Raw genomic sequence first — 15,004 nt, 5'->3', positions numbered from 1 at the left:
AATATGAGTAAAATCACAGATATCGCCGTTATAGGGGGCGGCGCGTCGGGACTTGCAGCTGCTATCGAGGCTAAAAACGTCATGCCAAAGGCAAGGGTAGTCATTCTTGAAAAGCTTGACCGTGTAGGCAAGAAGCTTCTTGCTACAGGCAACGGCAGATGTAATCTCAGCAACATGGATATGGGCTCACATCATTATCACGGCAGCGTGAAGAATGTGATGCGCATAATCAACGGTACTCCCACAGCCAAGGAGTTTTTTGGAAGTATCGGTGTTGTGTGCTCCGCTGATTCCAAGGGCAGGATATATCCGCGCAGCAACAGTGCGGCTACAGTGCTGAACGCGCTGCGTCTCAGAGCCAAGGAGCTCGGCATAATCGAGCGCTGCGGCTTTGAAACAAACTTTATTGAGAGTACTCCCGACTGCTTCAGAATATCCTCGGAAAAGGGTGAGAAGTATCCCTGCAAGCGAGTTATCGTAGCAGCAGGCGGATATGCGGCACCTCAGTTCGGAACTGACGGCAGCGTAATAAGACTTCTCCGCAGCAACGGCTGTCACACCACGAAGATATGCCCTGCTGTAGCACCTCTGCGTGTACGCCCCGAACTTCTCAAGGGGCTGAAAGGCGTTCGTGCCAAGGGTAAGGTAACAGCTCTTTCCGCAGGCAGGATACTAAAAGAAGAAACCGGTGAGATACAGTTTACGGAGAGCTCTCTGTCTGGTATCTGTGTTTTCAATATGGCTCATCTTATATCACAGTACGACGGCAAGCTGACGCTTCGTCTTGACCTTGCCTCAGATATGGACATGGAGCAGCTTGTGGGCTATCTCCGTATAATCCAGTATCAGCGCAGCAGCTGTACCTTAGAGGAACTTCTCACAGGACTTTTCGTCCGCAATCTTGCGTTTTATCTGACAAAACGCGCTCTTGGAAAGCCTCTTACCGAGCCAATTTCAGCTTTAAAGGAAGCTGACCTGCGTACAATAGCACAGCTCATAAAGAATCTGGATTTTGAAGTCCTCGGCAGTGCGCCGTGGAAAGAAGCACAGGTCACATCAGGCGGCATAAGCGGAGACTGCGTGGACGAGCAGCTTCAGCTGAGAGGGGCAAAGGGCATATTCCTATGCGGCGAGATACTTGACGTGGACGGCGACTGCGGCGGATACAATCTCCAGTGGGCATGGTCATCGGGGATAATGGCTGGAAGATGCTGTGCAAATTCTCTGAGAGGAGCGCTCTTATGATAAGAGTCGGCGGTATCAGGGTGTCTCTTGATACAGACTTTTCAAGGCTTGAAGATATATGCGCCAAGAAGCTTAAAATCGACCGCAGCAGGCTTATCAGCGTAAGCCTTGCAAAGAAGTCAGTGGACGCGAGAAAAAAGAGCGACGTTCACTTCCTTATTTCTCTTGATATCGAGGCGAAAGGCGAGGAAAAGCTTCTTAAAACGCTGAAAAATGCGGTAAAATACAAAAAGCCCGAGTATAATATCCCTGCTGCGAAAAACGCGGCTTACCGTCCTGTTATCGTAGGCTTCGGACCTGCTGGAATGTTTGCGGCACTTGTTCTTGCAATGGCAGGAGCAAAGCCCATAGTCCTTGAAAGGGGCGGTGATGTGGACTCCCGTGTAAAGGCAGTGGAGGAATTTCAGTCAGGCGGAAAGCTTGATACCGAGTGCAACGTGCAGTTCGGCGAGGGCGGAGCAGGTACATTTTCTGACGGCAAGCTGACAACAGGCATAAAGGACAAGCGCATAGGCTGGATTTTGGAACGTCTGGTGGAGTTCGGTGCTCCCGAGGAGATACTTTACCTTGCAAAGCCACATATCGGCACGGACAAGCTTCGCGGAGCTGTCAAGGCGCTTCGAGAGAGAGTCATATCTCTGGGCGGAGAGGTAATATTCAATGCTAAATTTTGCGGTTTTGAAGCCGAAAACGGCTCAATATCCGCGGTTAAATACACAAAAGAAGGACAAATCTGCACTATCGACACGAAAAGCGTCATACTTGCTACAGGGCACAGTGCAATGGACGTTTTCGAGCTTCTCTACAATGAGAAGATAGAGCTCTCGCAAAAAAGCTTTTCTGTGGGAGTTCGTGCGGAACATCTGCGAACTGATATCGATAAAGCGATGTACGGTAATTTTGCAGGTCATAAGGCGCTGAAAGCCGCCGATTACAAGCTGGCTGTACATCTTCCCAACGGGCGCACTCTCTATACATTCTGTATGTGTCCCGGAGGATATGTTGTGGCGGCTTCTTCCGAGGAGGGCAGGCTTGCTGTCAACGGTATGAGCTGTTTTGCCCGTGACGCAGAGAACTCCAACAGCGCTCTCCTTGTGAATGTAGGTCCCGGGGACTACGGCAGTGACCACCCACTGGCTGGTATGTGGTTTCAGCGTGACCTTGAGGAAAAGGCATTCAGAGCAGGGGGGAGTGATTATCACGCACCTGCGGCAGTGCTCCGTGATTTCATGGAGGGGCGCGTCAGTGAAAAGCTCGGCAGAGTCAAGCCCTCATTTCGCCCCGATGTGAAGTTCGCAGCTCCCGAGGAGTATCTTCCCGATTATGTCTGCGAATCCCTGAGAATGGGAATAACAGAAATGGGAAAGAAGATACAGGGCTTTGACGACGGAGATACCCTGCTGACAGGTATCGAGAGCAGGAGCAGCTCTCCTGTGCGAATAAACAGGGGAGAGGATATGCAGTCCCTTAGCCTGAAAGGGCTTTATCCCTGCGGCGAGGGCGCAGGCTATGCAGGCGGAATAGTTTCCGCGGCAGTTGACGGCATGAAATGCGCGGAATCATTGCTGGAAGCAATAGTTTAGAGTTGAGAGCTAATGTGTTCGCTCACTTTATTTAAATAATACCGACGCAGCGATACAATAACTCTAAACTCTCAATTCCCAACTCTCAATTCCCAACTCTCAACTAAAAAATATTTTTGTTTGAAAAATAATAATAACTGAAACGGAGGCTTAATATGAAGATCAATGTTATTGGCGGAGAAATGGACAGACGCGAGATCGACGAGTACATAAAGTACGCTTCTCAGAAGTATGTCGGACGGCAGATCGGCGAAATGGATATCATTATAGACGGCGAATATGTAGATTTGCAGGTACACTTCAAGGATATGGATTTTCAGAGAGCCTACCGCTCGGCTGATTACCTTGTGAACACTATGGAAAAGCTCAACAACGCTAAGCAGAAGGAGTTTTCCGAAAAAGAACGTCACAAGGTCTAAGGAGAAATAAATGAATCTGACTAATATCGGCACAGTCAAGGATATACTTGGACGTCACGGCTTCAGCTTTTCAAAGGGACTGGGACAGAATTTCATCATCAATCCCGATATATGTCCTAAAATAGCTGAAAACGGTAACGCACAGGCTGGCTTCGGCGTACTTGAAATTGGTACTGGTATCGGAGTACTTACAGCTGAGCTTGCAAAGCGTGCGGACAAGGTAACGGCTGTGGAGATCGACTCGCGGCTTCTGCCCATACTGGCAGAGACGCTGGAGGAGTTCGACAACGTAAAGATAATCAATGAGGACGTGATGAAGTGCGACCTCCATAAGCTCATAGCCGAGGAGTTCGGCGGACTTCGGGTGGCGGTATGTGCGAATCTGCCCTACTACATCACATCTCCCATTATCATGATGTTATTGGAAAATAGACTGCCTATCGAGTCCATAACTGTCATGGTACAGAAAGAAGCCGCACAGCGCCTTTGTGCAAGGGTCGGCACACGCGATTCTGGTGCTATAACCGTTGGAGTAAACTACTATGGAACTGTCAAGAAGCTTTTTGACGTATCACGGGGCAGCTTCATGCCTGCACCAAATGTTGATTCGGCTGTTATCAGGATAGACCTTAACACCGAGCACCGACTTGACGAGGAAAGCGAGCGCTTCTTCTTCAAGGTCGTCAAGGCGGGCTTCTCGCAGCGCCGCAAGACTCTTGCCAATTCACTTTCCTCTGTTATGGGTATCCCTAAAGAGAAAGCATATTCAGCTCTGAAAGGTCTCGGACTTCCCGAGGCAGCACGCATCGAGCAGCTTGACATGGAGCAGCTCATAGCTCTGTCGGCAGAGCTTCAAAAATAAACTGTAATCAGAAAGGCTGAAAGAAGATGAATATAGCAGTTTTTTCTGTCACTGAAAACGGCAGGCAGCTTTCAGTGCGCATTGCCGAGGCTCTCGGTGCAGAGCACAGGGTAAGCCGTTATTGCTTCCACAAGCATACCGATGACAATGCAGCTGTTTTCTGGAATATGGGCAGCATGGTTGGACGACTTTTCGAGCGCTCCGACGCTTTTATCTTCGTGTGCGCCTGCGGAATTGCAGTTCGTGCGGCGGCTCCCTATCTTGGCACAAAGCCCGATGACCCAGCAATAATAGTTATGGACGACGGCGGCAGATTTGTTATACCCGTCCTTTCTGGACATATTGGCGGAGCAAATCACATTGCTGAGCTTCTGGCGGATTCTCTGGGAGTAACTGCTGTTATAACTTCGTCTGAGGACGACGCGGGCAGCTTTTCACTGGAGAGCTTTGCGGCGGCAAATGACCTTATAATATGTGACAGCAAGGCTGCAAAAGAAATATCGGCAGCCGTACTTCACGACGAGAAGATAGGCTTTTTCAGCAATTACAAGCACAGCGGACTGCCTGAGGAACTCACTGAGTTCGGCATATGCAGAACAGGCATATGTATAGATACGAATACAGATTTGAAGCCATTTGATGTTACGGTCAATCTTGTTCCTAAGAATATAGTTCTCGGTATAAGCTGTAAAAACGATACATCAGCCGAGGCATTAGAAAATGCAGTGACTTCCGCTCTTGACGGTATCGGCATTAAACGCATAAGCTGTATCGCTGCTGTAGACGAAGTTCCTGAGCTTTGCAGCTTCTGCGAAAAGCTTGGTATACCAATGAAGAAATATGAATCTGCGGAGCTTGACGGCGTTGAAGCGAAATGTGAGCAAATGGTACTGAAAAGCGGCGGAAAGCTTATCATAAAGGAAAAAGAATTTGACGGTATCAGTATAGCGGCTGCGGAGGCTCCTGTATTTCTTGATTTTGAAAGAAAAAGCTGAGGCTTTTGAAAGGTGTTGAACGAGTATGATAACTCTTGTGACAGGCGGAACAAAGTGCGGAAAATCAGGCTATGCCGAGAAGCTGATAGACAGGCTCAGCTGTCCTAAATACTACATCGCCACGATAAATCCCGTAGGTGATGACGCACAGGAGGTCATTGCCAAGCGCATGAAAATGCATACTCAGAAGAAATACGTGACTATAGAGTGTCCCCGTGATATCGCCTATGCTGATATCCCTATCGGCAGTGCTGTGCTTGTTGAGGAGATAGGCAGGCTTTGTGCCAATGAAATGTTTGTTGACGGCAGGATACTCCGCACCGTTGATAAGATAGTTTCAGGTATGGAGCTCATAGGCGCAAAGGCTTCGGAGCTTGTCATCGTAGCTAATGACATAAGCAGAGACGGTATAAGCTATTCTCCCGAGCTTATGGAGTACATAAAGGAAATGGGCGAGATAAGCCGCAGGATAACTGCATTTGCAGATAATGTCATCGAGTGTGTTTACAGTGTTCCCGTAGCCTTGAAGGGCTCTGCACTGCTTGACTGATAAACTGAAAAAACGAAACAATACATCGTGGAGGTATTTGATATGATAATGGTAACAGGCGGAGCATATCAGGGAAAGCTGGATTTTGTATGCAGACATTTTGGTCTTGAGAGCGCAGATATCGCAAACGGTTCTACCTGTGATTTTGAAGAAGCGTTAAGCGCTAAGTGCATAAAGAGCTATCACAGATTCATTGCAAGGCTTATTGCTCACGGCGTTGACTGTGTGCAGTTTACTGAGCGTCTGTGTGCTGAGAACAAGGACGCCATAATCATACTGGACGAGATAGGCTGCGGAATAATCCCTGCTGAAAAAGCGGAGCGGAAGCGCCGTGAGATAACAGGAAAATGCGGCTGTATCATAGCAAAGAACAGCGACGATGTAATAAGAGTCACCTGCGGTCTGCCTGTTTATATCAAAGGCGGTAACAAATAAAATACGGTATTAAGCTGTGCAATGCACAGCTTTTTTCCTTTTTTGCGCAAATAATTCACGAAACTGAGCTTTTCCGCGGCGAATAATGACAGATAATGCACCTTTCACATGGTATAGTATATTTTTGTGAGGTGACGTCAATGATAAATTTAAAAAAGATAACATCGTGGAAATATTTCGGAACTGCAGCGGCTTTTTCGGCTTCATTTGCCGTGGGATTCTTCATGTCGGACGTAAAAATAGCAGGAATTGCGTCATTTGCGGATATTTCGGCGGCAGGAGCTGTCGGACTTACTTCCTCAGCCGCAGTTTTTACGGGAAGTCTTGTACGAAGTATACTCGGTGGTTCTATCGGACATAATATTGTGAAGCTATCGGCTCTGGCGCTTATCGTGATGATAAAAATGTTCCTTGAGCCGAAAAACGATCCGAAGCTGTGCGGTATCAACACATTTGTAAGCATTCTCGCATCGGGAGCAGCGGTCTCGGCAGTTATAGGCGAGCTGCTGTACAAGCTGCCCTTTTACGCCTTTTACGGAGCCGTGGCAGGCTTTGCGGCATACTCGGCGGCACTTATTATAACGGGACTTAAACACCGCCGAGTCATTGACCTGTCAGGCAGTGGAGGACTTTCATGCGCTGTGATATATATTGTCCTTATCTCGGCTCTGTGCGCAGTTAAGCTTCCTGCACTGAATGCAGGCGTTATACTTGGAGCGGCTATTACACTTGGAGGAGCGTATTTCTACAAGCAGACAGGCGGAGTTATCTGCGGAACCCTTACAGTTTGCGGAGCATTTCTTGCTTCGGGGACAGTCGGGACGGATATAGTACTTCTGCCAGCCGCAGGGCTTCTTACAGGCTTTCTTCGGAGACAGAAGCCGCAGACGGCAGCAACAGGTTTTGTGGGGATAAGCTTTGTTCTTACGGCACTGACAGGGCTTACAATGGGCAGCTTTGACAATATGCTTGATATTATCTGCGGCGCATTTATTTTTATCCCCTTATCGCAGCGTTTTTCAGACAAGTGGATAAGGATAGGCGGCGAAGAAACGGCGTTTTCGGATATTATTGGCACGCGAATGGATTTCCTTTCAAAGACAGTCAAGGAGCTGCGAACCGAATCTGAGCGTATCTCAAAAATGCTTGCTGTGGGCAGTGACAAAAAAAAGGAGATAGAGGATAACTGCGAGAGGGTATGTTCCATGTGCTACCGCAAGCCATTCTGCTGGAAATCGGACAGGTACAATACCTACCGAGGCTTTTCAAAGCTCTCTGAAATGACGGAGTTTGCCGCCGAGAGCTTTCCTTCTGAGCTCGCGGACTGTCTGCACAAGAGCGAGGTGCTTGACGCCTTTGCAAAGAGCTCCCATGAAAAGGCTGCGGCAAAGCTTATGGAAATGCGTTTTTCAGAGAGCAGGAGCATACTTCATGAGCAGCTGAAAATAACCGAAGAACTCGTTCGCTCGGCAGGGGAGAAAGTAGACGTAAGATACTCCGAAAACGTCAGCCGAAGCATAAGAAAAAAGCTCGAAAAATTCGGAATTGAGCCGAAGAATGTCATCGCATATTATAACAGTAAAAACAGGCTTCTTGCGGAGGTATACTTCTCCGCGGAATGCTGCCCTGAAAGCAGCACAAGAGTGTGCGACCTTATCACGGACGAGCTTCACTTGCAGCTTGACCACACAGAGCCGATACGTTCTGGAAACGAGATACGGATACGTATTTTTGAGAAGCCTGCCTATTCGATAGAGGTGGCTGCGGCGTCGTCATGTGCGGATAGCTCAAGTGAAAACGGAGACACCCATGCGGTGTTCTGTGACGGTGAGGGAACGGCATATGTAACGCTTTCCGACGGTATGGGAACAGGAAAAGACGCGGCTGCGCAGTCACGGCTTGTAGTGGGACTTTTCCGACGGCTTGTGACCAGCGGCGTGGACTTCGGTTCTGCTATTAAGCTCATCAATTCAGTAATGGTGACCAAGTCACACGACGAAAGCTTTGCGACACTTGACGCAGTTCGCATAGACCTTGACGAGTGCGGACTTACCGTAATTAAATCCGGCGCCGCCGCTACCCTTATCCGTCACCGCGGAAGCGTACTGAAAATAACCTCGCCGACCTTTCCCATAGGCATTTACGAGAGCTCGGAGGTCTTTGTAAGGGAATGCGGATTCGAGGAGGGCGATATAGTTATAATGTTCTCCGACGGTATCTCGGAAGGGGCTTTTCCGTTCATTAAGGAGCTTCTTCTCGGAGGCGATGACCTTAGGCATATAGTTGACGAAATATGTGCGAAGTCCGAGGTTTTCAATCCCAATATCCATGCCGATGATGTGACCGTTATCGGCGTGAAAGTCATAAGGTCATAATAATAACAAGATATGAACTTTGTGAACAAAATATTAACTCAAATGTCATACTGAGCGGCTGATTTGGTGACATTTGCTGTGCATTTTAACAAGAGTCTGCAAATAAAACTGAGAAACAATACGTCAAATTGCACTAATAAGGCATGGTAATATTAGCATAACGTATGAAATTTGAGCGTATTTCATAAAAAAGCTTGAATAATTCTGCTGATTCTGATAAAATGTATTATAGCAAAGGAGGCTGAATCATGTCTGTTAACAAAAATAACAATAATTCAAATGAATTTCCGCTGTACCTTTTTTACCAGGGAAAAAACTACGAGGCATATAAATTTTTTGGCGTTCATTCTGTGAAAAAAGGACGAAGCAAGTTTTTTATTTTCCGAGTTTGGGCTCCTAATGCTGTAAGCGTATCTGTTGTCGGAGACTTCAATAAATGGGACAGAACAAAGAACCCGATGAAGCTTATTTCTGACGGTATCTGGGAGGCTGAGATAGGTAAGCTCAGCCAGTTTGACGCATATAAATTCAGCATTGAATCTAAAGACGGCAGGATCATCAACAAGGCTGATCCCTATGCCGCTCACTTTGAAACACGTCCCGGAACTGCTTCAAAGATCTATGAGAGCAGCTTCGAGTGGAGCGATGATAAATGGTTCAGGGAGAAAAGCACCGAAAGTATATATAAAAGCCCTGTGAATATCTACGAGGTGCATCTCAGCTCGTGGAAAAACTACGGCAACGATGTTTACCTTGATTATGTCACATTTGCAAAGGAGATAATTCCTTATCTCAAAAAAATGTCATATACTCATGTGGAGTTCATGCCGCTTACCGAGTATCCTTATGACGGTTCATGGGGATATCAGGTAACAGGATATTTCGCACCTACCTCACGCTACGGAACTCCCGACGATATGAGAAAGATGATAGACCTCTTCCATGAGGCAGGGATAGGTGTTATCCTTGACTGGGTACCCGCTCATTTCCCCAAGGACGAGGCAGGTCTTTATGAGTTTGACGGCACCTGCTGCTACGAGTACACAGATGACCGCAAGAAAGAACACAAGGCATGGGGTACAAGAGTATTTGACTACGGCAAGGCAGAGGTATGCTCTTTCCTCATATCAAGCGCTAATTACTGGTTTGACGAGTTCCACATCGATGGTCTGAGAGTTGATGCGGTAGCTTCAATGCTGTATCTTGACTACGACAGACGTGACGGCGAGTGGGCTGCAAATATTTACGGCGGCAATGAGAACCTTGAGGCTGTTGAGTTCCTCAGACATCTCAACGAAGCTGTATTCAGCAAGCACCCCGACGCTCTTATGATAGCCGAGGAATCAACGGCGTGGCCTTTGGTTACAAAGCCGACAGATATAGGCGGACTGGGCTTCAACTTCAAGTGGAACATGGGCTGGATGAACGATATGCTCAGCTATATGTCGCTTGATCCTATCTATCGTGCATTCAACCACGATAAGCTCACATTCTCATTCTTCTATGCATTCTCGGAGAACTATATCCTGCCTATCTCACACGACGAGGTAGTTCACGGAAAGTGCTCCATGATAAATAAAATGCCGGGCGAGTATGACCAGAAGTTTGCTTCATACCGTGCATTTCTTGCGTATATGATGGCTCACCCCGGCAAGAAGCTGCTCTTTATGGGACAGGAATTCGGTCAGATGAACGAATGGAATTACAAGTCACAGCTTGACTGGGGACTTATGGAATATGATTCGCACAGGAATTTGCAGAAGTTCTCTGAAAAGCTGAACAAATTCTATATCAATAACGCTCCTCTCTGGCAGAATGACGACTCATGGAACGGCTTCAGCTGGATATCAAACGACGACTACAAGCAGAGTATCATCTCATTCAGACGTATCGACGATAACGGTGAGGAGATAATCGCTGTGTGCAACTTCGTCCCTGTTGAGCGCCGTGATTACAGGATAGGCGTTCCGCAGAAGGGAAAGTACAAGCTTATCTTCAATACCGACGCTGTTGAATTCGGCGGCTCGGGCATCACTGAGTCCTCATTCAAATCAGACAAGGTGCCTATGCACGGATTTGACAACAGTATCTCAATGACGCTTGCTCCTCTGTCGGTAATTTATCTCAAATTCGCTCCTGTGAAAAAGAGAGCTCCGAAGACGGAGGAGGGCGGTGTAAAATCTGCTCCAAAGACGGCTGCAACGAAGAAAGCTGCAACTGCTGCAAAGAAAACTACGGCTAAGAAAAAGACTGCTGTAAAAGAAAAATAGTTACTACATTAATTTTCGGAGGTATAGAACAATGTATAGTAAAAAAAGAGTCGTTGCAATGCTCCTTGCAGGCGGTCAGGGAAGCAGACTTTATGCACTGACTAAAAACGTGGCAAAGCCTGCCGTTCCATACGGCGGCAAATATCGCCTTATTGATTTCCCTCTCTCGAACTGTACCAACTCAGGTATAGATACAGTGGGCGTTCTCACACAGTACCAGCCACTTGTGCTGAACGAGTACATCGGCAACGGTCAGCCGTGGGACCTTGACAAAATGAACGGCGGAGTTCATGTACTTCCGCCTTATGAGACGCAGGCAGGCGCTTCGTGGTACGAGGGCACTGCCAATGCAATCTATCAGAATATCCGCTTTATTGAGCGCTATGATCCCGAGTACGTTGTAGTTCTCGGCGGCGACCACATCTACAAAATGGACTACTCAAAAATGGTGGATTTCCATGTAGAGAACAACGCCGACTGCACTATCTCCGTCATAGACGTTCCGAAAGCTGAGGCTTCACGCTTCGGTATCATGATATGCGACGAGCAGAAGCAGGTAACAGACTTCGTTGAGAAGCCAAAGGAGCCTAAGTCTACTCTCGCGTCAATGGGTATCTACGTATTCAGCTGGGCAAAGCTGAAAAAGTACCTCATAGATAACGAGAATGAAGCCAATGCAAAGCGTGAGAAGGGGGAGCCGTGGTCAAAGGACTTCGGCAAGGATATAATCACATCTATGCTCCGCGACAAGCAGAGACTCTTTGCATATGAGTTTGAAGGCTACTGGAAGGACGTAGGAACTCTCGATTCACTCTGGGAGGCAAATATGGACCTTCTCAGTCCTAATGTTCCTCTTGATCTTTATGATCCGAACTGGAAGATATATTCACGAAACAACAACTACCCGCCTCAGTATGTGGGCGACAATGCCTGCATTGAGAACTCAATGATCTCCGAGGGAAGCACTATCGACGGAACAGTCGATTTCTCAATCCTTTTCTCAGGCGTTACCATTGAGCCTGGTGCTACTGTGAACTACAGTATCATCATGCCGGGTACGGTAATTAAATCGGGAGCTGTTGTTGAGTACGCCATTGTCGGAAGCGACAGCGTTATTGAAAGTCACGCACGTATCGGTTCAAGTCCCGAATCTGTAGACAACAGGGAAGACTGGGGCATTGCCGTTGTCGGACATAACGTTACTGTTTCGGAAAACAAGGTCGTTGAGCCGAAACAGATAATCGGCGAAAATATCTGACGGAGGAATGTACTATGAGTGTTAATTATAATGTTTTGGGACTTGTCTTTGCAAGTATGCATGATTCATATGTCAGCGAGCTGACAAAACAGAGAACAATGGGTTCAATACCTTTCGGGGGACGTTATCGCCTTATCGACTTCCCGTTATCAAGCTTTGTTAATTCGGGAGTTACAGAAGTAGGCGTTATAACGAAATCTAATTACGGTTCACTCCTCGATCACCTCGGATCAGGACGTGACTGGGATCTTGCCCGTAAAAAGGGCGGACTTCATCTGCTTCCGCCTTACAGTCATACGAGCAGTATCTATAAGGGCAGACTTGACGCCCTCAATAATATATGGAGATACGTTGAACATTCAAATGCCAAGTATGTTATCATGTCAAACTGCGACGTGGTAACTATGATAAACTTCAATCCTGTGCTCAAGCAGCACAAGGAAACAGAAGCTGATATCACGCTTATCTACAGCAGAGGATATTATAACTGCGAGAAGAACAACTGCGCCACTGTCCTTGAATTTGACGAAGAAGGCAGACTCAAGGATACGCTGGTTGATCCGCAGATCTCAGGCGAGTGCAACCTCTGGCTGGAAATGTGCATTATCACAAAGGACTTCCTCAAGAAGATAGTTGCTGATGCTGCAAGCAGAAATCAGCACAGCTTCACCCGTGAGATATTACAGGCAAAGAAGGACGAGTTCAAGATAATGGGCTATAAGCACGACGGCTTCTTTACAAGGATAGACAGTATCCAGAACTATTACAATTCAAGCAGACTTCTGCTTGACACCGAAAAGAGAAATGCTCTTTTCACAAAGGGGATGCCTGTTCTTACAAAGATAGGCGATAACGGTCCTGTAAAGTACGGTCTCGAGTCCAATATCAAGGATTCTCTTATTGCGGACGGCTGTATCGTAGAGGGCACAGTTATCAACTCTATCCTCTTCAGAGGCGTAAGAGTAGGCAAGGACTCAGTAGTAAAGGATTGTGTTCTGTTTCAGGGCACAAAGGTAGGTACGAGCTGCAGCATATCATCGGTAATTACCGACAAGAATGTTGAGATAAGCAACGACAAGGTGCTTACAGGCTCGGAAACATACCCGCTGTATATTGGAAAAGGCGGTAAGATCTGACGGCGGTGATCTAATATGAAAATACTATTTGCTGCCAGCGAGGCTGTACCTTTTGCAGCCTCAGGCGGTCTTGCAGATGTGGCAGGTTCTCTTCCCAAGGCTATAAAGTCAAAGAAACACGATTGCAGAGTGGTAATACCTCTCTATAAATCCATCAGTGCAGAGCTGCGCGAGAAAATGGTATTCCTTACCAATATAACCGTAGATGTCTCATGGCGCAAGCAGTACTGCGGTATCTTTATGACTATCAAGGACGGGATAACCTACTACTTCATTGATAATGAGTACTACTATTCAAGAGACGGTCTTTACGGCTTCTATGATGACTGCGAGAGATTTGTATTCTTTGACAGGGCAGTGCTCGAAATGCTCAAGTATATCAAATTCACACCTGATATAATCAATTGCAACGACTGGCAGACAGCCCTTATACCTGTATATTATAATGTTTATTACAAGTATCAGCAGGGCTATGACGGAATAAAGATAGTTTACACTATCCATAACATTGAATATCAGGGCAAGTACGGAAAGGAAGTTCTCAGTGAACTCATGGGTATCCCCATGTATAACGCGGGACTTATCGAGTATGACGGCTATGTGAATATGATGAAGGGCGCTATCGAGACCTGTGACATGATAACCACGGTCAGCCCGAGCTATGCGTGGGAGATACTTGATCCGTGGTACGCTCATGGTCTTGACAGGATACTTGTTACGAAGCAGTATAAGCTTCGCGGTATCATGAACGGTATCGATACAAAGCTGTATGATCCTGACAAGGACAAGTACATAGAGGCTAATTACTCGTCAAAGAAGCTTGCAGGAAAAGCCAAGTGTAAGGAGGCTCTTATAGAGGAGCTGGGACTTGCAAAGGGTGATGAGCCGATAATCGGTATAGTTTCCCGTTTTGTAAGGCACAAGGGCATTGACCTTATCCGCTGCGTTTTCGAGGAGATGATACATGACGGTATCAAGTTTGCAGTCCTCGGCAGCGGAGAGAAGATATATGAGGATTTCTTTACGGAAATGGCTGCACGCTATCCTGAGAGAGTATCGGTCAATATTGGATTTATCCCTGATCTTTCCCACAGGATATACGCAGGCTCGGATATGTTCCTCATGCCGTCTCAGAGTGAGCCCTGCGGACTTGCTCAGATGATAGCAATGCGATACGGAGCTATCCCAATAGTTCGCGAAACAGGTGGACTTCGTGATTCTGTCCGTGATAACGGCGGCGAAAACGGCAACGGCTATACATTCAAGACGTATAATGCCAATGATATGCTTGACGCAGTTAAACGTGCGTGGAACGACTACAATGACAAGTCTGAATGGGAAGAACTCATGCAGCGCGCTATGGAGTGCGACCACAGCTGGTCGGCATCTGCCGAGGAGTATATCGATACGTATAAGGAGCTTTTGTCAAATAAATAAGTACATTTCGGCCCGAGGCTGTTTAAGAGCAGCTTCGGGCTGGATTATCCTTATATTATAATAGTTTTTTGATTGTCCGTTATTTCGTACAAAAAAAAGAGGATTCTTTGGGTAAAATTCGATTTGACAAATCGTGGAAGTAATGTTATAATATATTTACTGTCCGACAAGGAGAGTTGAGTGAAAGAAAAATTTCTGAAAGAAATTTGAAAAAAGGCTTGACAAACCTAAGAGATAGTGGTATAATATTAAAGCTGTCCCGTGAGGGAGACTGAGCGGAGAGAGCGAACAGCATCTTGAAAATTGAACAATGCGAAGAAAAAAAGTAACGACCCTTGAGATTCCTTTGCTAAGTTGAAAGACTTAGGAAAGAAAGTCAAGAAAAGACTAAAAAACACATTGAAGTAATAACGCAAGCGTTATGAACTGGATCAGATAT

General features: G+C 46.7%; 12 protein-coding genes. All 12 read left to right on the top strand.

Translation table 11 applies throughout. From position 1 onward, the window contains the following. Positions 1-3 precede the first annotated feature (3 nt). The 12 genes from BT105_RS14475 to glgA all read left to right on the top strand — a co-directional run bounded on the left by BT105_RS14475 (position 4) and on the right by glgA (position 14,565). Entirely contained in the window at positions 4-1,245 is a 1,242-nt protein-coding gene (locus tag BT105_RS14475) for an aminoacetone oxidase family FAD-binding enzyme (protein ID WP_072301392.1), read from the top strand. After that, on the top strand, positions 1,242-2,828 hold the full coding sequence (locus BT105_RS14470) for an NAD(P)/FAD-dependent oxidoreductase (protein WP_072301391.1): 1,587 nt from the start codon (positions 1,242-1,244) through the stop codon (positions 2,826-2,828). The genes BT105_RS14475 and BT105_RS14470 overlap by 4 nt, the downstream gene beginning before the upstream one ends. A gap of 155 nt (positions 2,829-2,983) precedes the next feature. Continuing rightward, positions 2,984-3,247: a hypothetical protein gene (locus BT105_RS14465; protein ID WP_081367932.1), complete on the top strand. Its 264-nt coding sequence runs from the start codon at positions 2,984-2,986 to the stop codon at positions 3,245-3,247. A 10-nt stretch (positions 3,248-3,257) separates the two neighbouring features. Next, entirely contained in the window at positions 3,258-4,109 is an 852-nt protein-coding gene (gene rsmA / locus BT105_RS14460; protein WP_072301389.1) for a 16S rRNA (adenine(1518)-N(6)/adenine(1519)-N(6))-dimethyltransferase RsmA, read from the top strand. Positions 4,110-4,135: 26 nt separating this feature from the next. Beyond that, positions 4,136-5,104 (top strand): cobalt-precorrin 5A hydrolase, encoded by a 969-nt coding sequence (locus BT105_RS14455; protein ID WP_072301388.1) that lies wholly within the window; start codon positions 4,136-4,138, stop codon positions 5,102-5,104. Positions 5,105-5,129: 25 nt separating this feature from the next. Then, a complete protein-coding gene (locus tag BT105_RS14450) occupies positions 5,130-5,654 on the top strand; it encodes a bifunctional adenosylcobinamide kinase/adenosylcobinamide-phosphate guanylyltransferase (RefSeq protein WP_072301387.1) in 525 nt (174 codons plus the stop codon). Positions 5,655-5,696: 42 nt separating this feature from the next. Continuing rightward, positions 5,697-6,089, top strand: coding sequence for a bifunctional adenosylcobinamide kinase/adenosylcobinamide-phosphate guanylyltransferase (locus tag BT105_RS14445; protein WP_072301386.1), 393 nt, complete (start codon positions 5,697-5,699; stop codon positions 6,087-6,089). Between the two features lie 140 nt (positions 6,090-6,229). Continuing rightward, a complete protein-coding gene (locus tag BT105_RS14440) occupies positions 6,230-8,464 on the top strand; it encodes a SpoIIE family protein phosphatase (protein ID WP_072301385.1) in 2,235 nt (744 codons plus the stop codon). A gap of 248 nt (positions 8,465-8,712) precedes the next feature. Next, complete coding sequence (glgB, locus tag BT105_RS14435) at positions 8,713-10,734, top strand: 1,4-alpha-glucan branching protein GlgB (protein WP_072301384.1); 2,022 nt, start codon at positions 8,713-8,715, stop codon at positions 10,732-10,734. 31 nt (positions 10,735-10,765) lie between these two features. Then, complete coding sequence (locus tag BT105_RS14430) at positions 10,766-11,992, top strand: glucose-1-phosphate adenylyltransferase (RefSeq protein WP_072301383.1); 1,227 nt, start codon at positions 10,766-10,768, stop codon at positions 11,990-11,992. 14 nt (positions 11,993-12,006) lie between these two features. Further along, on the top strand, positions 12,007-13,128 hold the full coding sequence (gene glgD, locus BT105_RS14425) for a glucose-1-phosphate adenylyltransferase subunit GlgD (protein ID WP_072301382.1): 1,122 nt from the start codon (positions 12,007-12,009) through the stop codon (positions 13,126-13,128). A 15-nt stretch (positions 13,129-13,143) separates the two neighbouring features. Continuing rightward, on the top strand, positions 13,144-14,565 hold the full coding sequence (gene glgA, locus BT105_RS14420; protein WP_072301381.1) for a glycogen synthase GlgA: 1,422 nt from the start codon (positions 13,144-13,146) through the stop codon (positions 14,563-14,565). The last annotated feature ends 439 nt before the right edge of the window (positions 14,566-15,004 follow it).

Source organism: Ruminococcus flavefaciens (assembly GCF_900119075.1).
In the GTDB taxonomy this organism is placed as follows: Bacteria; Bacillota; Clostridia; order Oscillospirales; family Ruminococcaceae; genus Ruminococcus; species Ruminococcus flavefaciens_Q.
Note: the sequence above shows the minus strand (reverse complement) of the source record. Positions and strands in the feature narration are given on the sequence as shown.